We start from the raw sequence: 17,832 nt of genomic DNA on the forward strand, positions 1-17,832 counted from the left end.
GGCACAGCGTGGCCATCGAGATCTACCGTGACGCCTGGGGCATTCCGCATCTGCGCGCGGGCAGCGCGGCCGAACTCGCCCGGGCGCAGGGCCGCGTCACCGCCCGCGACCGGGCCTGGCAGCTGGAGGTCGAGCGGCACCGGGCGCAGGGCACCTCGGCGTCCTTCCTCGGTGAGAGCGCCCTGGCCTGGGACCGGTTCGCGAGACGGGCCAGACTCGACGACACCGCGCAACGCTGCTTCGCGGACCTGGAGAGACGGGACCCCGGGACGGCACGGTGGGTGCGGGCGTACGTCGACGGGGTCAACGAAGGGCTGGCCGACACCACCGCCCCCGAGTTCGCCCGCACCGGTCTCACCCCCGGCCGCTGGGAACCCTGGACCCCCCTCGGCGTCTGGCTCGCCACCCACATCCTCTTCGCCGGGTTCCCGGCGAAGCTCTGGCGCGAGCAGGTCGCCGTCCACCTGGACGCGGACGCCATCGGCCTCTTCGCCACCGACGGCCCCGGCACCTCCGGCAGCAACGGCTGGCTGGTGAGCGGGGAGCGGACCGTCACCGGGCAGGCGGTCATCGCCGGTGACCCGCACCGCTGGATCGAGGACCCGGGCGTCTACCAGCAGATCCATCTGTCCTGCCCGGAGTTCGACGTCGTGGGCCTGGCGGTCCCCGGCATCCCCGGCATCGCCCACTTCGGGCACACCGGCACGGTCGCCTGGGCGATCACCAACGCCATGGCCGACTACCAGGACCTCTACCGGGAGCGGCTGCGGCGCACCGGGGCCGGAGTGGAGGCCCTCGGCCCGGACGGGGTCTGGCGGCGGGTGGCCCGGCACACGGAGACCGTCGAGGTGGCGGGCGAGGAGCCGGTCGAGGTCGAGGTGATCGAGACCGGCCGGGGCCCGGTGATCATCGGCGGGCCCGAAGGCCTCGACGGCGACCTGGCCGACCCCTCCGGCGTGCCCGTGGCGATCAGCCTGCGCTACCCGCCCCGCGTCACCGGCGACCTCGGCTTCGGCGCCCTGCTGGCGCTGCTGCGGGCCCGCCGGGTCGCCGACGTGGACCGGGCCCTCGACCACTGGGCCGAGCCGGTCAACGTCGTCCAGGCCGCCGACACCGAGGGCGGAGTCCTGCACCGCGTGGCCGGGCGGGTGCCGCAGCGCGCCGAGACCAACTCCCTGCGGGTGGTGCCCGCGTGGGAGCCCGGCCACGAGTGGCGGGGCTGGCATGTGACACCGCGCGCCGGGCTCACCGACGGCGTCGCCGTCATGGCCAACCAGCGCGGCCCGGCCGAACCCCTCGGCGTCGAGTTCGCCCCGCCGCACCGCGCCGGCCGCATCGCCGCGCTGCTCGCGGGCAAGGAACACTGGTCCGCCGCCGACATGCCCGCCCTCCACACGGACACCCACCTGGCCTCCGCGGCCCCCCTCCTGGACCACCTCGGCGCCCTCGACACCCTCACCCCCGAGGCCGCCGCCCTCAGGGACCGCCTCCTCGGCTGGGACCGCCGCATGGACGCCGGCAGCGCCGACGCGGCCCTCTACGCGGCCGTGCGCGCAGCGGTCGTACGGCGGCTCGCGGCGCACCCGGCGTTCGCCGCGCTCACCGCACCACCGGCGTACCCCGAGGTGTTCCGGCCCTGGCTCGCCCTCGTCCCCCGGGTCGGCTTCGCCCTCGAACACCTGCTGCGGGCCGGGGACCTGTACGGAATCGACCGCCCGGCGGCCGTCCGCGCGGCGATCGAGGACGTGGCCCTGCGCCCGCCGGCCGGTGTCTGGGGCGACACCCACCGCCTCGCCCCCTGGCGGGCGCTGGAGCCGGAGCAGCCGTACGACGAGCCGGGGCTGTCCGGTGACCACGACTGCGTGCTGTGCACCTCGGGCGTGCCGGGCCTCACCGACCGCGCCGCCCGGGGCCCGGCCGCCCGGTACGTCTGGGACCTGGCCCGGCGCGAGGACAGCCGCTGGGTGGTTCCGCTCGGCGCCTCGGGCGTCCCCGGCTCGCCCCACCACCGCGACCAGCTCCCCCTGTGGCTCGCGGGAGACCTCGTCCCGGTCGTCACCGACTGGGCCCGGCTGGAGAAGGAAACCGATGTCTGACCCGTACGCCTCCCGCGCCCCCGTCCACGAGCAGGTGATCGAAGGCTTCGGCACCGTCCGCGTCCTGCCGCTGGACGCCAGGGCCGACGCCGCCGTGATCCACCGCTGGGTGAGCGAGGACCGGGCCGTCTTCTGGGGCATGAACGGGCTGACCGAGCAGCAGGTCGCCGAGGTCTACGCCCACATGGCCACGCTCGACACCCACCACGCCTTCCTCGTCGTCCGGGAGGGCGCGCCGGTCGCGCTCCTCCAGACCTACGAGCCGGAGGCCGACCGCGTCAGCGAGTGCTACGAGGTCCGCCCCGGTGACATCGGCGTCCACCTGCTGCTCGCCCCCGCGGGTCCGGGCGGCGGACAGCCCGGCTGGACCGCCCGGCTGGTGACGGTCATCGCCGGGTACGTCCTGCTCGGCCTGGACCGCCGGCGGGTCGTGGTCGACCCGGACGTGCGCAACGAGAAGGCGGTCACCCGTTTCCTCGAGCTCGGCTTCGCTCGCGGGCCGGTGGTGGTCCTGCCGGAGATCGACCTGCCGGACGTGTACCTGCCGGAGAAGAAGGCCCAGCTCGCCTTCCTCGACCGGGAGATACTGTTCCCCGGGTGACCCCCGAGCACCTCATCGCCCACTACGGACTCGAACCGATCCCGCGCGAGGGCGGCCTGTTCCGCCAGACCTGGGCCGGTCCCGAACGCCCCGACGGCAGGCCGGAGGGGACGGCGATCGTCGCGCTCCTGACAGCGGAGGACTTCTCCGCCCTCCACCGCCTGCCGACGGACGAGATCTGGCACTTCTACCGGGGCGATCCCCTGGAACTCCTCCTGCTCGCCCCGGACGGCGGCACCCGGACGGTGGTCCTCGGGCCGGACGTCCTCCAGGGCCAGCACGTCCAGTTCACGGTCCCGGCGGGCACCTGGATGGGTGGCCGGGTGGCCGAGGGCGGCGCATGGGCTCTCTTCGGCTGCACGATGGCTCCCGGCTTCACGTTCGAGGGCTACGAACACGGAGACGCGGCCGAGCTGACGGCCCGCTATCCGGCACAGGCGGCCGAGATCGCGGGTCTGTCCCGGCCTTCCTCTTAACCCCCCACCCGGTGAGCACTACACCGATCCCGTCCGTACCTAACGGGAAGCCGTACAGCCCGACCCCGGAGAACCACGTGGACCACCGGCGGAACGAGGATCGCCATGTCGGACGCCCCCGGCGTCTCCAGGCCTTGGTGCTGCTCGGCACCGTGCTGGTACTGCTCCTCGCCGGAGCAGCCCCCGCCTCCGCCCACGCCGCCCTCCGCGGTACCGACCCCGACGACGGATCCGTCGTCGGGCAGGCCCCCCGCCACGTCACCCTGACCTTCACCGAGTCCGTGGGCCTGCTCGACGACTCCTTCCGGGTCTTCGGCCCGGACCAGCGCCGGGTCCACACCGGCGAGGCCACGCACGCGGACGGCCGCTCCGACACGGCCCGGATCGGCCTGCCCGGCAAGCTCGCCCAGGGCACGTACACGGTGGCCTGGCGGGTCGTGTCCGCCGACAGCCACCCCGTCTCCGGCGCCTTCTCCTTCTCCGTGGGGAAGCGTTCCGCGACCACGGCCCAGGTCGACACGGGCCTGGCCGAGGACCCGCTCACCGGCCGCCTCTACGACACCGCCCGCTATCTCGCCTACCTCGCCGCCGCGCTGCTCGTCGGCACGGCCGCGTTCGCGCTGCTGTGCCGGCCCGCGCACACGTCCCCCCTGCGCCGGCCGCTGGTGACGGCCTGGTGGACGCTGCTGGGCTCGACGGCCGTCCTGCTCCTGCTGCGCGCCCCGTACGAGACGGGCACCGGCCCGGCCGCGGCCTTCGACACCGCCGCCCTCGGCCGCACCCTGACCGGCCGCCCGGGCCTGGCCCTGCTCGCCCGGCTGGCCGTCCTCCTGCTGACCGCCGCCTTCCTGATACGGCTGTCCAGGCGCCGTGACCGACAGGGTCCCGCCGCCCTGGCGATCGGCACGACCCTGGCCATCGGCCTGGCCCTGACCTGGGCGGCGGCCGAGCACGCCTCCGCCGGGATCCAGGTGCCGCTGGCGATGACGTCGTCCGTACTGCACCTGCTGGCGACCGGCGTCTGGCTCGGCGGCCTCGTGGCGCTGCTGCTGACCCTGCGCCGCTCGTCCGGCGACGACCTGGTGGAGATCGTGCCCCGCTTCTCGCGGATCGCCTTCGCCTCGGTGTGCGTCCTGGCCGTCACGGGCCTCTACCAGTCCTGGCGCGGCCTCGGCTCCCTCTCCGCGCTGACCGGCACGTCGTACGGCCGTCTGCTGCTCGCCAAACTCGCCGGGGTCGCCGTGCTGTTGCTGGCGGCCCGGTACTCGCGGCGCTGGACCGCGCGGATCGCGGCACCGGCGGCCGTCACCCCGGCCGCTGTCCACGAGCGGGTCCCGCAGCCGGTCGGCGCACCGGCGGAACCCGAGCCCGGGGAACCGTCCGGGCGCTCCGAGGAATCGGGGACGCCGCCCGGCGAACCGGCGGCGGAGCCTCCCTCGTCCGACGCCGACCGGGATACCCGGCGCCGCCGGCTGCGCCGCTCCGTCCTCGCGGAAGTCGCCGTCGCCGCCGTGGTGTTGATGATCACGACCGTACTCACCGGAACCCTTCCGGCCCGTGCCCAGGCCGAGGCGGCCCAGCAGGCCCCGGCGGGCTCGCTGCCGCCCACGACCCTGGTCACGGTGCCCTTCGACACGGGCGCGGGATCCTTGTCCGGACGCGGCACGGTGCAGGTCACCCTGGACCCGGCCCGCGTCGGCGAGAACGGCGTCCAGGCCGTGGTGTCCGGCTCCGACACTGGCCTGGTCGTCGTCCCCGAGGTCCGGATCACCTTCACCCTGCCCTCCCGGAAGGTCGGCCCGATCGACGCCGAACTCACCGACCAGGGCGGCTACTGGAGCACCAACTCCGTCAACCTGCCGCTCGCCGGGAACTGGACGATGAAGACGACCGTGCGGGTGTCGGACGTGGACCAGGTGTCGGTGGAGGAACAGGTGCGGATCGCGCCCTAGGGAGATCCATCAGAAGCCCCCTGGGCACCCGGGCCGCCGGCGCGTCCCCGTCGAGGAGCCGTGTCATGGTCTCGGCGGCGCGGACTGCGGCGTCGCCGCAGCAGTTGTTGAACAGGACGTGGACCTGTTCGGTCCGCTCGGCCAGCCGCCGCACGCGGGGCAGCCACTCGGCGAGTTCGTCCTCGTCGTACGCGTACCGGAACCGGTCCTCCTTGCTGCCGGTCCCCCAGGCGGTGCTGCGGCCGTGGAACCGGACGACGGACAGCCGGGACGAGGTCACGGGGGTGACGGGCGGGACGGAGGAGGGGAGCGTCTGCGTCATGTCGACGGCGACCGCGGCCATGCCGTGCCGGGTGAGCCACGCCCCTGTCGCCTCGTCCTGCCCCGCCTCCCACCAGGAGGGGTGCCGGAACTCGACGGCGACGGGCCAGCCTTCGGTCCGCTCCGCGCACTCCTGGAGGAACGCCTGAGCCCGCTGCCCGGGCCGGAACCAGGGCGGGAACTGGAACAGCACGCTCCCGAGCCGCCCGGCCTCCCGCAGCGGCTCGATCCCGGCCGCGAACCGGGCCCACACCTCGTCGAGCACCACCGGGTCCCGGTGCTCGGCCCGCAGCCCGTCCGGCATCACCGCCTCGCGGGTGGGATGCCCGGTGAGCAGCGAGAACGCCTTCACGTCGAACACGAACCCGTCCGGTGTCCGCTCGGCCCACAACCGGCTGTTCCGCTCGCTCGGCAGCGCGTAGTACGAGGCGTCGACCTCGACGACACCGAACCGCTCGGCGTAGTGCCGTAACCGCCCCTCGGCGTCCCGCCGCCCCGGGGGATACCAGCCGCCGGCCACCAGCGCCCGGTCGGTCCAGGAACACGTGCCCACCAGGATCTGACCCATGCGGGAGCGGATACCCGGGCCGGGCGGCGGCAGGCTCCGCTTCCGGCCGGGACGTCGCGGTGAGACTCGCCCGGAATCGGGGTAAGCGGGTGATATCTGCATAAATCCGGGGTTATGGATGATTACCCCTGAGAGCGAGATGACCGATCATGGAGCAGCCCGCCACCGTCGGCCGGGCCGTCCGGCCGCTCGGAGAGGACCCCGAAGCGCTCGAAGCCTGCGTCGGCGAAACCCTCACGGTCCGCGTCACCCTCGACGAACACGGCACCGTGACCGGCTGGAACGCGGGCGCCGAGCGACTCCTCGGGTACTCGGCCGGGCAGCTGACGGGGCGCCCCGCCGCGGATCTGCTGGCCGAGCCGATCCCGGTGCGCGGCGGGCTGCCCACCCTCGCCGGGCTGTCGCGCTGGAACGGCGACGTCGCGCTCCGGCACCGCGACGGCCGCAAGCTCACCGTCCGGATCCTCGCCCACCACCGGCCGGCCGGCGTCGACGCCCCCGCCTGGCTGATCGTCTCCGCCCTGACCGGCCGGCAGCCGTCGGCCGATCTCGACGAATCCCTCGTGAGCTGGAGCTTCGCCCAGTCCCCGTGCTGCGCCCAGGCCATCTACGACACCCGGCTCCGGCTGCTGCGGGCCAACGCCGACATGGAGCGGGCCGCGGCGCTCACCGAGGAGGAGATGCGGGGCCTGCGCGTCTCCGAGATCATCGACGACGACGCCGGCGAGCGGGCCGAGCGCAGCATGCTCCGGGTGCTGCGGACGGGCGAGCCGCAGTACGACGAGAACTTCCTGCGCGCCCCCGGCGAGACCCATGAGCACGCCTGGTCGGTCTTCGTGTCCGCGCTGCGCGACCCCGAGGGCGTCATCCGGGGCGTCTGCCTGTCCGCGCACGACATGACGGAGCAGCTCTGGGCCCGTGAGCGCCTCCAGCTGATCGCCGAGGCCGGCCGGCACATCGGCAGCACGCTGGACGTGACGCGCACGGCCCAGGAGCTGGCGGACGTGACCGTCCCGGTCCTGGCCGACCTCGTCAGCGTCGATCTGCTGGCCGCGCTGGACGACGCACCCGAACCACCCGCGCGGGCGGTGCCGGCGGACGGGCCGCTGCTGCTGCGCCGGGTCGCCCTGCGGTCCGTGACCCCGGGCGCCCCGGAGTCGGCCGTGGCGGCCGGCGCGGTGGACTCCTACCCGGAGGGTTCGACGCCCTTCGAGAGCCTGCGCACCGGACAGCCCGTCGTGCACCGGGCGAGCGACCCGGCGTTCCGCGCCTGGCTCGCCGGCGATGCGGGCCGGGCCGCCCGGGTCCGGGCGTACGGCATCCACTCCGTGATGGCCGTGCCGCTCGCCGCCCGCGGCACCACCCTGGGCGTCGTGTTCTTCCTCCGGCACCGCAACCAGGAGACCTTCCGGCACGACGACCTGGTCCTGGCCGGGGAACTGGCCGCCCGGGCCGCCGTCAGCATCGACAACGCCCGCCGCTTCACCCGCGAGCGCGCCACGGCGGTCACGCTCCAGCGCAGCCTGCTGCCCCAGCGGCTGCCCCGGCAGGCGGCGGTCGAGGTCGCCTCCCGTTACCTCCCGGCGGGCGGGCACGCCGGTGTCGGCGGGGACTGGTTCGACGTCATCCCCCTGCCGGGGGCGCGGGTGGCCCTGGTCGTCGGTGACGTGGTCGGCCACGGGCTGCACGCGTCGGCGACCATGGGGCGGCTGCGTACGGCGGTGCGCACGCTGGCCGACATCGACCTGCCGTGCGACGAGCTGCTGACCCACCTCGACGACCTGGTCGTCCGCCTGAACACGGAGGAGGCCGGAGACGGCGAGCGGAGCGCGGCAGCCTCCGCGGAGACCTCCGGCGACGTCGGCGCCACCTGTCTGTACGCCGTCTACGACCCCGTGACGCGGCGCTGCTGCTTCGCCGGGGCCGGGCACCCCGCGCCGGCCGTGGTGCGCCCCGACGGCACCGTCGAACTCGTCGGGCTGCCCGCCGCGCCCCCGCTCGGCCTGGGCGGTCTGCCGTACGAGGCCACCGAGGTCGTCCTGCCCGAGGGGAGCCTGCTCGCCCTCTACACCAACGGCCTGATCGAGACCCGCGACCGTGACCTCGACACCGGCGTCCACCTGCTGCGGGAGGCCTTGGCCCGCCCGGCGGCCTCACTGGACGCCCTGTGCGACACGGTCCTCGACGATCTGCTGCCGCGGCGCCCGGCCGACGACGTCGCGCTGCTCCTCGCCCGCACCCGCGCGCTCGACGCCAACCAGGTCGCCACCTGGGCGGTGCCACCCGACCCGTCAGCGGTCGCCCTGGCCCGCAGGGACGTGGTGACGCAACTGGGGCAGTGGGGCCTTTCCGACGCCGTGTTCGTCACGGAACTGGTGGTCAGCGAGCTCGTCACCAACGCCATCCGGCACGCCGAGCCGCCGATCCAGCTCCGCCTGATCCACGACACGACCCTGATCTGCGAGGTCTCCGACGGCGCCAACACCGCTCCCCACCTGCGGCGGGCCCGCACCTACGACGAGGGCGGCCGCGGCCTGCTCCTCGTCGCCCGGCTGACCGACCACTGGGGCACCCGCCAGGGCACCACGGGCAAGACCATCTGGGCGGAACAGACCCTGCCCCCCGCCGTGAGGAGCCACCTGCCATGACCACACCCGCGTCCCACCGGGCCGCCCGCGCCCCCGTCCAGCAGGCCGCCCTGCTGGTCGGCCTCGTCTTCCTCGTGGTCGGCGTGCTGGGCTTCATCCCCGGCATCACCACCGACTACGGCTCGCTGGAGTTCGCCTCCCACGAGTCGGGCGCCGAACTGTTCGGCCTGTTCCAGGTCTCGATCCTGCACAACCTCGTGCACCTGGCCTACGGCCTCACCGGCATGATCCTGGCCGGTACGGCCGCCGGGGCGTCCTCGTACCTGCTGGTCGGCGGCGCCGTCTACCTGGTGCTGTGGGTGTACGGCCTGTCCGTCGGCCAGGACAGCGACGCCAACTTCGTCCCGCTGAACACCGCGGACGACTGGCTCCACTTCGTCCTGGGCATCGCCATGATCGGCCTGGCCCTGGTCCTCGGCCGGCGCGGCACGCGCACCGGCGCACGGTAGGGATCACCGAGGACGGCATGCAGACCTTCCTGCCCTACCCCGACTTCCGCACCACGGCCCTGGCGCTCGACCGCCGCCGGCTCGGCAAGCAACGGGTCGAGGCGCTGCAGGTCCTGCGCGGCCTGGTCGTCCCCGGCTACGGATGGCGCCGCCACCCGGCCGTGAAGATGTGGCTCGGCTACGAGGAGGCGCTGGTCCGCTACGGCCTGGAGATCTGCCGCGTCTGGCGCGAACAGGGCCACCAGGACACCTGCGCGGCCACCCTCGTGGCCGACCTCGCCACGATCCGCCCCCACGCCCCGGTCCGCGAGCAGTCCCGACTCGCCGCCGAGGGTGAACTCCCGCCCTGGCTCGGCGACGACCCCTTCCACGAAAGCCACCGCTCGGCCCTGGTCCGCAAAAACCCCACGGTCTACGCCGCCCTCTTCCCGGGCGTCCCCGACGACCTGCCGTACGTCTGGCCGGCGTCGGACCGCACGCCGTAGGCCGTAGGCGAGCCTCCCGGCCAACTTCCCTCCACGCAGCCCCGGTTGTCCCGTTGTCCGAGCAGACCGGTCCGTGTTCCACTGAATCTTTTCTGGCACATCGGTCACGGGTCACCCGCTCCCGGGCGGGCAGGCACTGCATGGGGGAACCGTGTGTGAAGAGCTGGGGTTCGAGAGACTTCTGGGCGATGAGGGCTTCTTCGCGCGTCTCTTCGGGCGGGCGCCGTCCGGGGCCGGGCGGGATCCGCTGTACGGCCCCGACCTGCCCGTCGTCCTGCTCACCGGCGGCCCGGGCATGGGCAAGGGCCGGCTGCTGCGCGCCGTGCGGGATCGTTTCGGCGCCAAGGTGCCGGTGATCCACCTGGACTGCGCCTCCCCGGTGTTCGCGGACCGGGCGGAACCGGAACCGGGCGCACGCTCGACCGCGACCGAGGCCCTGGCCGAGGTCGCCCACCGGCTGCGCACCTGGCAGGGCACGGGCGGCTCGTTCGCCTTCCCGCGGCTCTTCGCCGGCCTCGCCATGGTCGCCACCGGCGTCGCGGACGGCACGCCCGAGGCAGTCGCGACGGAGGCCGAACGGTACGAGAACCTGGCCCAGCGGCCACGCCTGCGCGGCCTGGGCACCGGCGACTTCTGGCGGGGCGTGCTGCACGGCGCCATCCGCAACCTGCTGACGACCCTGTCCGGTCAGGCCTTCGACCCGTACTCGGCGGCCGTCAGCAACGCCCTGCTGGACGCCCTCTTCGAGCGCGCGGCCCCGCGGGGCAGGGCCGAACTGGAGCGGGTCTACGGCGCCTACCCGGGCGCGGCCGGGCAGCCCAGGATCGGGCTGCGCATCCTCGCCGCCGACTTCCGGGCCGGCGGCGAGGCACGCGAGGTGGCGGAGAGCTTCCTCTTCCGGGCCCTGCGCGAGGACCTCGAGGCGGCGTACGCCTCTCCCTCCGGCTGGCTCCGCCGCGTCGGCCGCCCGGGCCTGCTGCTGGACCACGCCGAGTCGTCCCCGGGCGAGCAGCTGCTGCGCGCCGTCCTCACCGACCGCCGGGGCGGGCAGCGCGACCGCGTCGTCATCGTCGGCACGGCCCGCCGCGCGGACGGCGGTGCCTTCCTGCACGGCGGCCTGCCGCCCGCGACGCCCCCGGCGGAGTACCGGCCCGCCGACGGCGCCCCGCCCGCCTGGTCCCGCCGCGGGGACGACGCCGCGGGCCCGGGGCCCCTCGCCGACGGTGTGCTGTTGCTGCGGATGCCGCTGCTCACCGGCGACCAGCTCCGCCGGGAGACCGTACGAAGACAGCAGCGCGCCGAGCCGGAGGGCGGCACCAACCGCCGCCGTATCGACGCGGCCGTGGCCCGGCTCAGCGGCGGCCGACCGCACACGGTGATCCGCCTCGCCACCGCCGCGGCGTCCTTCCGCATGCCGGCCGACGCCAACGACCGGGACATCCTGGGCGCCCCCTTGCGGCTCCCCGGCGACGACGCCCCCGAACGCCCCGTCGCGGACGTCCTGTTACGGGAGCTGATCCTCGACCAGCTCCCCGTACAGCTGCCGGACGAACACCACGACCAGTGGCTCGACCTCCTCACCCACCTGTCGGTCGCACACGACTCGGAGTGCGCGGACGTCCTGCTCCGCCACCACCAGCAGGGCCACGTCCACCACCTGACCGCCCATCACGTCTCCCGGCTCCTCATCGACACCGGCTGGCCCACCTGCGAACGCCACTTCATCGGCGACTTCGGCCTCCGCCAGCTCCTCGTGCACCGGCTCTACGGGCTGCGGCCGGGCGGCGCCGCCTGGTACGCCGACCACCACCTGCTGCGCGACCACTACGCCCGGCGCGCGGACGGACGGCAACCGCCCCCGGGCGACGGCGCCTTCCGGTCCGTCACCGCGCACCGGATGAACCACCACCTGGTGTCCGGCGGCGCCGACGACGTCGTCACCCACCTCGCCGCCACCCTCCCCGGCCGCCCCCTCGAGTGGTGCGCCGAGCTCCTGGAGATCGCGCAGGCGCCGTACCCAGGCGGTGCGGACGCCCGACGCGGGCGCGCCCAGGGCCTGGTGGGGGCGGACGGCCCGCCGCTGCGCCGCACCGTCGACCAGCTGCTGCACGCGGTGTGGCTGTGCGAGGAGCGGACCAGGCCCACCGGCAAGGAGACGGCCCGCACGCTGGCCAAGCTGCTCGACCTGCTCTCGATCATGGACTTCGACGGCGCGGGCCGGCTCAGCAGGACGGCGACGGACTGGAGCGCCCTGGCGGAGAACGAACAGCCCCTGCTGCGCTGCACGTGCACCGAACAGCTCCGGCGAAGGAGATAACGGGCATGCCGAGATGGAAGAAGATCCTCTACTCCCTGCTGGGCGTGGTGGTGCTGGTCGCGGGCGTCGCGTTCATCACCTCCGTCATCCGCAAGCCCGACACCTGCGCCGGCGGCGTCGAGCGGATCGACGGCGAGTGCATCGGCGTCAACGGCGAGGGCTACGACTTCGGCACCCCGGAGATCGCCGGGGTGGCCCGGGCCATCGCCCGCGAGAACCAGCGGATCGAGAAACAGCCCCACGTCACGGTGGCGATGATGCTGCCGCTCCAGTCGGACCGCGAGGCCCTGCGCCGGCAGATGCGCAGCGACCTCCAGGGCGCGTACCTGGGACAGCGGCAGGCCAACGCGGGCGAGGGCGAACCGCCGAAGATCCGGCTCGTCCTGGCCAACCCCGGTCAGGACTACGGCCGTCAGGAGGAGGTCGTCGACGCACTGCTGCGGATGGCCGCCTCCCCCGAGGACCGGCTGCGCGCCGTCACCGGCTTCAACCTGAGCCTCGCCACCACGGAAGCGGCCGTCGGACGCCTCACCGAGAACAACGTCCCGGTGCTGGCCGCCCGGATCAGCGGGGACCGGATCGCGAACGAGGACCGGCCGGACGGCATGGCCGAGCTCCGCTTCCCGGGCCTGGCGCGCATCCTGCCCACCAACAGCGACGCGGCCCGGGCTCTGGCCGACTTCAACGGCGACCGCGGCCGCCGGAACCTCAAGACGGTCCTGGTCTACGACAAACGCCCCGACGGCTATAACGAGTCGCTGGCCAGGGCGTTCAGCCGGATCGAGGAGAAGGGCCCGGCCGGCCCCGCCGCGATGTCCTTCGAGTCCCCGTCCATCGACGAGGCGGGCTCCACCGGCAACCAGTTCACCCAGACCGCCAACAACATCTGCGACTCCGAGGCGGACACGGTCTACTTCGCGGGCCGCACGCTCCACCTGCGCATCTTCGCCCTGAAACTGGCCCAGGTCGGCTGCAAGGGCCGGCACTACACGATCATCAGCGGGTCCGACGCGGCGTCCCTGCGCCAGGACATGACGGAGCAGGACTGGGCCCGGCTCCGGGGCGACGGCGGACGGGCGAAGGTGACGGTCCAGTACGCGGCCCCCGCCCACCCCGATGCCTGGACCACGGAACTGACGGCCTGGACGAAACGGTGGACGGCCACCCACCGCACCGGGCCGAAGCCTCAGGACCTGCCCCAGTACCTCGCCGAGCCGAAGGCGGCCCTGGAGACTCTGCGCGGCCAGATCACCGCGGCCCAGCGCGAGGGCGTCGATCTCGGCTCCGTGCCGAACCTCGAGGACTCCCGCACGATGCTCGTCCACGACGGCCTCATCACCATCGGCAAGGCCCTCCACCAGGCCCAGAAGGGCGGCCCGGAGACAACGGTCCCCAGCCTGGAGGACGTCGGACGCCAGTGGTCGCTTCTCCACTCCCGCCACCGGGTCCAGGGCACCAGCGGCCTGATCTGCCTCACGACAGGCGGCAACGCCTACGACAAACCGGCCGCGATCGTCGAACTGGACCCGGGCCGCAGGGGCCGGGGCACACTGAAGTTCGTCGGCCTGGGCTGGCCGACGGGCAAGGAGCAGCCGAAGAACTGCGTGATCCCGAGCGACACGCCGTGAAGCGATCCGTCCCGCTGAGACACCTGACGCAACGAGGGCCCCGACCGGCTGTCGAAGCCACCGTCACTCGTGGGCCCCAGGCCCTAGGCCGCCCTGCGCCGCCCCGCGCGCATGCCCGGCCCGGGCTCCAGTGCGTCCTCGGGCGGGAAAACCTCGTCCTCCCCGAAGTCCGGGGCCTGGAAGGGGTTTGTCGCCGGAGGCGGCGATGCTGCGGCGGAACGGCGGGGTTGCCCTTCCGGAGCGGAGAACAGCGAAGTCGGTTCGATGGGAGGTCTCTCTTTCGTTACAGGCCCCGGACGGGGCCTGGCGTGCCGTGACCGGGCACAGCGGTCCTACAGCTTGGTCATCTTGCTGTACGGACTCAGGATCCGCATCTGCGACGAGCCGAAATCCACGAGTGCCGCGATTCCGTCCTCGATGCCGATCACGCGGCCGAGACCGTACATGTCATGAGTGACCTGGTCGCCCACGGCGAAGTGCTTGGGAGCCGGTGCGACGGGGGCCTTGAAGGGGCTGGTAGGCAAATGACGCTTGGGTGCAACAGGCTTAGTCATCGACCCCAGTATGCGCCTAAGGCTCTCCGGTTCCCATAGGTCATCCGTTTCGCCTGGTCAGAAGGCTCCTCGGACGGCGGTGCGGCGAGGGAGCGGCCGAGATGCCGCCCGCGCCGGCCGAGGACGCGCCGACCGGGGCCCCTCCTCGCCGGCGCCCCGGGGCACGCCGCTTCGCGCGAGCGGCTCCCCGCCGGCCGTCGCGGCCGGCCCGCCGGGCCCCCAGCAGGGCCACTGCCGTCGCGCACTGTCGCCGGCTCCGCCAATTCCAATTCAAGCTATTTTCACAGCGCTGTGCGCCGTTCGAATGGTGGGCCATTTTTCTGTCTTCTGCAAGTCGGTTACAACGATATTCCTGCGTAATATGCGGCGGCGTAACAGCAACGAGGCTTCCCGGGTGATCGGTAGGGCCCGGTATGCCATGGCCCACAGGAAATGGCTTTTCGATGAAGCTGAAGATCCCTCAGGCACCAGGCCGCCGATCCTTCTCCGGTTCGCTGGCCTCGGCGCTCGCCGCCACGGTCGCCGCTGTGATGGTCGCTCTGACCCCGACGCAGGCGGTGGCCATCGCGACGCCCGTGCCTTTGGCTACGGCCGCGAGTTTCTCCGTTCTCTCAGGTCAGGGAGTCACCAACACCGGCCCCTCGGTGCTCAGCCAGGACCTCGGCACGCACCCGAATGCGTCCATCACCGGGTTCCCGCCCGGCCTCGTGCTCGGCGCCGTGCACGCGGCGGACGCCGTCGCACTTCAGGCCAAGTCCGACTTGGTCACGGCGTACAACCAAGCGGCCGGCCAGGCCACGGACTTCGAGCTCCCGGCGGCCATCGGCGGTGGCCAGACGCTGCTCCCGGGCGTCCACACCGCTGAAGTCGGTGTCGGACTCACCGGCGACCTGGTCCTGAACGCCGGAGGAAACCCGAACGCCGTCTGGGTGTTCCAGATCCCCGAAGCCCTCACGACGGCGTCCTCCAGCCGCGTGCTCCTCACGAACGGCGCCTCGCCGTGCAACGTGTACTGGCAGATCGGCAGCTCGGCCACCCTCGGCACCGACTCCACGTTCGTGGGCACCATCATGGCTCTGGCCTCGATCAGCGCCAACTCGGGGACGGACATCGAGGGCCGGGCACTGGCCCGTGAGGGCTCCGTGACGCTCAACAACAACAGGATCTTCCTCAGCGGCTGCGCCGGCGCCACCGGTGGGACGACGACGGGAACGACCACCGGCACCACGACCGGCACCACGACCGGAGGGCTCCTCGGCGGCGGCCTCGTGACCGGCGGTCTCCTGGGCGGACCCATCGCGTCGCCCGGCATCACCTCGGGCAACGTCGCCGGCAACACGTCCGGGAACACCGCGGGCAACACGGCCGGGAACGCCGCCGGCAGCACGTCCGGGAACACCGAGGGCAACACGTCCGGGAACACCGCGGGCAACACGGCCGGCAACACCACCGGCGGGAACGGCGGTGGCGACAACGGCGGGAACGGCGGTGGCCACGGCCACGGCCCGGGCAATGACGGCAAGCCCGGAAAGCCGGACCACAACGGCAGGCCCGACCACGGCAAGCCCGACCACCACAAGCCCGGCCACGGCGACAAGGCCGACCACGGCAAGCGGCCCCACGAGGGCTACGGCTACGGCGACCAGCCCCACGAGAAGTACGGCTACGGCGAGCAGCCCCACGAGAGCCACGGCTCCGACGGGAAGCCCAAGGGCCACGACGTGTAGGCAGCGCACTGCGGTCAGCCTGCTCACCCGATGAACGGCGCGCGGCGGAATTCTCCTCGAGTCCGCCGCGCGCCGTCGGCGGCAGTCAGTCGAAAAAGCCCCGGCGTGAGCAGCTGATTCGAGAAAGGCAGGTAGGCGATGTCGAGCGGAATTGACGCAGCGGACGCGAAGGAAATCCAGCATTTCGAATCCGGTCCGGACGCGCAGGAATGTCCTGACGCCACGGCCGCGCCGCCGCCCCAATTGCCGAGAGGCACCCGTGTACTCAGATCGGGATGGTGCGCCGCGGTGGCCCTGTGCCTGGTGGCGAGTGTCGTCCACGTGTTTCTGGTGTTCCTCCACGTGGCACCGGCCAGCACCGTCTCCAAGCGCTACGCCCCGCAGGTCAACGCCTGGGTGTTCCCCTTCTTCGAACAGAACTGGCGGCTCTTCGCCCCGGACCCGGAATCCGTCAACCGGCAGATTCTGGTGAGAACCGCCCGCACGGACTCCGGCGGGTCGGTCCACGTGAGCCCCTGGTTCGACCTGACCGCCGTCGACGGCGCCGCGGTCGAACATCATCCCTTCCCGAGCCACACGGCACAGAACCTGCTGCGTCGTGCCTGGTCCGGCTACGTCGACTCGCACGGAGCGGACGACAGGGCGCGCACGGAACGCGCCGTGATGATGCGGACGTACCTGACCAACATCGCCGCGGACCGCGTCGCCGCCCATGAGGGCGGCACCTTCGACTTCGTTCAGCTCCGCGTCGTCACGCTGCCCGTCGCCGCGCCCGGCTCAGCGGCCGGCGACCGCCCGCCGAAACCGGCCGAGAACCGGCTTCTGCCCTGGTGGAAGGTGACCCGCCATGCCGAATGAGACGCGGAGGACGACGCCCTCGGGCGCCGGCCGGTGGCTCGCCGACCGGATCACCGCGGTGTGGGACCTCCTGACCGGGCGGCCGGTGTCCCTGTACGCCGCGTCGGTGCTGCGCATCGGCTACGGGCTGCTCTACCTGATCTTCCTGCTGCGCGAGTTCCCGCACAGGGACGAGATCTGGGGCCCCGGGTCCCCGTGGACGCCCGCCCTGGCCCAGGAGCTCTTCGCGCAGACGGGCTGGTTCAGCATCCTGGCCCTGTCCGACAGCCGCGCCTTCTTCGAGCTCTGCTACGTCCTGGCCCTCGTCACGTCCACGCTGTTCATGCTGGGCTGGCGGACCCGGGTCATGTCCGTCCTCTTCGCCGTCGTGGTGATCTCGTTCCACGCCCGCGCGATCTTCATGACGGACGGGGGCGACAACCTGGTCCTGCTGATGGCCCTCTACCTCGTCCTCACCGCCTGCGGCCGGCGCTGGTCGCTGGACGCGCGCAGACACCGACGCAAGGCCGTTCCCGCCGGCAGCGCGCCGCGACCGCCGAGCAGCCCCCTCACGCGAGAACTGCGTGACGCCAGGACCACTCTGGTCACCGCGGTGCACAACTGCGGCATGTTCGTCATCGCGGCACAGGTCTGCCTCCTCTACGGATCAGCCGGCCTGTACAAGGTCCAGGGCCCGTCCTGGGGTAACGGCACCGCTCTGCACTACGCCCTGAACCTCGAACTCTTCCGGCCCTGGCCCGAGCTCTCGCACCTCGTGGACGAGCACACGCTCGCGATCGCCGTCGCCGGCTACGTGACCGTGCTCCTGCAGGTGGCCTTCCCGTTCGTGCTCTTCGGCAGGCTCAAGTACCCCGTGCTCACCCTGCTGCTGGGCATGCACATCGGCATCGCCGTGCTCATGGGGCTGCCGCTGTTCTCCGGGGCGATGATCATCGCGGACGCGGTGTTCCTTCCCGACCGCTTCTACGCCTTCCTGCCTCGCCTGTGCCGACGTGTGCCGCGGAGGGCGGACCGCGGCCGGCCGGTACCGGCAGGGGCGGCAGGCTCCGGAGCCGTACCCGCGCAAGGAGGCCCCGGCGGCGGGCTCGGCTCGAAGCACCGGGTCGTGCACCCCGCCGAGCGGGCGGCGAGCCCGAGGAGTGGCCCCTGATG

At 73.1% G+C, this 17,832-nt stretch carries 14 protein-coding genes; 12 read left to right on the plus strand and 2 right to left on the minus strand.

All coding sequences use genetic code 11. From position 1 onward, the window contains the following. Positions 1–8: 8 nt before the first annotated feature. The 4 genes from G3I77_RS13240 to G3I77_RS13255 all read left to right on the plus strand — a co-directional run bounded on the left by G3I77_RS13240 (position 9) and on the right by G3I77_RS13255 (position 5,125). Entirely contained in the window at positions 9–2,096 is a 2,088-nt protein-coding gene (locus G3I77_RS13240) for a penicillin acylase family protein (protein ID WP_248503372.1), read from the plus strand. Continuing rightward, a complete protein-coding gene (locus tag G3I77_RS13245) occupies positions 2,089–2,697 on the plus strand; it encodes a GNAT family N-acetyltransferase (protein ID WP_248503376.1) in 609 nt (202 codons plus the stop codon). The genes G3I77_RS13240 and G3I77_RS13245 overlap by 8 nt, the downstream gene beginning before the upstream one ends. Continuing rightward, on the plus strand, positions 2,694–3,173 hold the full coding sequence (locus tag G3I77_RS13250) for a cupin domain-containing protein (RefSeq protein WP_248503379.1): 480 nt from the start codon (positions 2,694–2,696) through the stop codon (positions 3,171–3,173). The genes G3I77_RS13245 and G3I77_RS13250 overlap by 4 nt, the downstream gene beginning before the upstream one ends. 137 nt (positions 3,174–3,310) lie before the next feature. Next, positions 3,311–5,125 carry a copper resistance protein CopC gene (locus G3I77_RS13255; protein ID WP_248503471.1) on the plus strand — a complete coding sequence of 605 codons (1,815 nt, stop codon included), beginning with the start codon at positions 3,311–3,313 and terminating at the stop codon, positions 5,123–5,125. On the opposite strand, the gene G3I77_RS13260 is transcribed toward G3I77_RS13255, so the two are convergent. Then, a complete protein-coding gene (locus tag G3I77_RS13260; protein WP_248503382.1) occupies positions 5,025–6,014 on the minus strand; it encodes a DUF72 domain-containing protein in 990 nt (329 codons plus the stop codon). The genes G3I77_RS13255 and G3I77_RS13260 overlap by 101 nt on opposite strands. A gap of 149 nt (positions 6,015–6,163) precedes the next feature. Between G3I77_RS13260 and G3I77_RS13265 the strand changes: the two genes are divergently transcribed. From G3I77_RS13265 to G3I77_RS13285, 5 genes are all read left to right on the plus strand, one after another. After that, entirely contained in the window at positions 6,164–8,662 is a 2,499-nt protein-coding gene (locus G3I77_RS13265; protein ID WP_248503384.1) for a SpoIIE family protein phosphatase, read from the plus strand. Further along, a complete protein-coding gene (locus G3I77_RS13270; RefSeq protein ID WP_248503386.1) occupies positions 8,659–9,111 on the plus strand; it encodes a DUF4383 domain-containing protein in 453 nt (150 codons plus the stop codon). The genes G3I77_RS13265 and G3I77_RS13270 overlap by 4 nt, the downstream gene beginning before the upstream one ends. Before the next feature lie 17 nt (positions 9,112–9,128). Beyond that, entirely contained in the window at positions 9,129–9,596 is a 468-nt protein-coding gene (locus tag G3I77_RS13275; protein ID WP_248503388.1) for an MSMEG_6728 family protein, read from the plus strand. A gap of 151 nt (positions 9,597–9,747) precedes the next feature. Continuing rightward, positions 9,748–11,913: a hypothetical protein gene (locus G3I77_RS13280; protein ID WP_248503390.1), complete on the plus strand. Its 2,166-nt coding sequence runs from the start codon at positions 9,748–9,750 to the stop codon at positions 11,911–11,913. Between the two features lie 5 nt (positions 11,914–11,918). Continuing rightward, entirely contained in the window at positions 11,919–13,541 is a 1,623-nt protein-coding gene (locus G3I77_RS13285; protein WP_248503392.1) for an ABC transporter substrate-binding protein, read from the plus strand. Positions 13,542–13,873: 332 nt separating this feature from the next. Here G3I77_RS13285 and G3I77_RS13290 read toward each other — a convergent pair whose 3' ends face one another. Then, positions 13,874–14,095, minus strand: a complete 222-nt coding sequence (locus tag G3I77_RS13290) for a CarD family transcriptional regulator (protein ID WP_248503394.1) — start codon at positions 14,093–14,095, stop codon at positions 13,874–13,876. A 443-nt stretch (positions 14,096–14,538) separates the two neighbouring features. On the opposite strand from G3I77_RS13290, the gene G3I77_RS13295 reads away from it, so the two are divergent. The 3 genes from G3I77_RS13295 (at position 14,539) to G3I77_RS13305 (ending at position 17,830) form a co-directional block, all read left to right on the plus strand. Continuing rightward, a complete protein-coding gene (locus tag G3I77_RS13295; protein ID WP_248503396.1) occupies positions 14,539–15,822 on the plus strand; it encodes an ice-binding family protein in 1,284 nt (427 codons plus the stop codon). A 288-nt stretch (positions 15,823–16,110) separates the two neighbouring features. Then, positions 16,111–16,680, plus strand: coding sequence for a DUF5819 family protein (locus tag G3I77_RS13300; RefSeq protein ID WP_308311381.1), 570 nt, complete (start codon positions 16,111–16,113; stop codon positions 16,678–16,680). Beyond that, positions 16,670–17,830, plus strand: a complete 1,161-nt coding sequence (locus G3I77_RS13305; RefSeq protein WP_248503400.1) for an HTTM domain-containing protein — start codon at positions 16,670–16,672, stop codon at positions 17,828–17,830. The genes G3I77_RS13300 and G3I77_RS13305 overlap by 11 nt, the downstream gene beginning before the upstream one ends. Positions 17,831–17,832 lie beyond the last annotated feature (2 nt).

It is taken from the genome of Streptomyces sp. D2-8 (assembly GCF_023184515.1).
Lineage (GTDB): Bacteria > Actinomycetota > Actinomycetes > Streptomycetales > Streptomycetaceae > Streptomyces.

Bases quoted from the DNA above. Each gene is read 5' to 3' on its own strand.
- G3I77_RS13305 (WP_248503400.1), top strand. From the start codon at position 16,670: ATGCCGAATGAGACGCGGAGGACGACGCCCTCGGGCGCCGGCCGGTGG.
- G3I77_RS13245 (WP_248503376.1), top strand. From the start codon at position 2,089: ATGTCTGACCCGTACGCCTCCCGCGCCCCCGTCCACGAGCAGGTGATC.
- G3I77_RS13270 (WP_248503386.1), top strand. From the start codon at position 8,659: ATGACCACACCCGCGTCCCACCGGGCCGCCCGCGCCCCCGTCCAGCAG.
- G3I77_RS13285 (WP_248503392.1), top strand. From the start codon at position 11,919: ATGCCGAGATGGAAGAAGATCCTCTACTCCCTGCTGGGCGTGGTGGTG.
- G3I77_RS13260 (WP_248503382.1), bottom strand. From the start codon at position 6,014: ATGGGTCAGATCCTGGTGGGCACGTGTTCCTGGACCGACCGGGCGCTG.
- G3I77_RS13290 (WP_248503394.1), bottom strand. From the start codon at position 14,095: ATGACTAAGCCTGTTGCACCCAAGCGTCATTTGCCTACCAGCCCCTTC.
- G3I77_RS13265 (WP_248503384.1), top strand. From the start codon at position 6,164: ATGGAGCAGCCCGCCACCGTCGGCCGGGCCGTCCGGCCGCTCGGAGAG.
- G3I77_RS13275 (WP_248503388.1), top strand. From the start codon at position 9,129: ATGCAGACCTTCCTGCCCTACCCCGACTTCCGCACCACGGCCCTGGCG.
- G3I77_RS13295 (WP_248503396.1), top strand. From the start codon at position 14,539: ATGAAGCTGAAGATCCCTCAGGCACCAGGCCGCCGATCCTTCTCCGGT.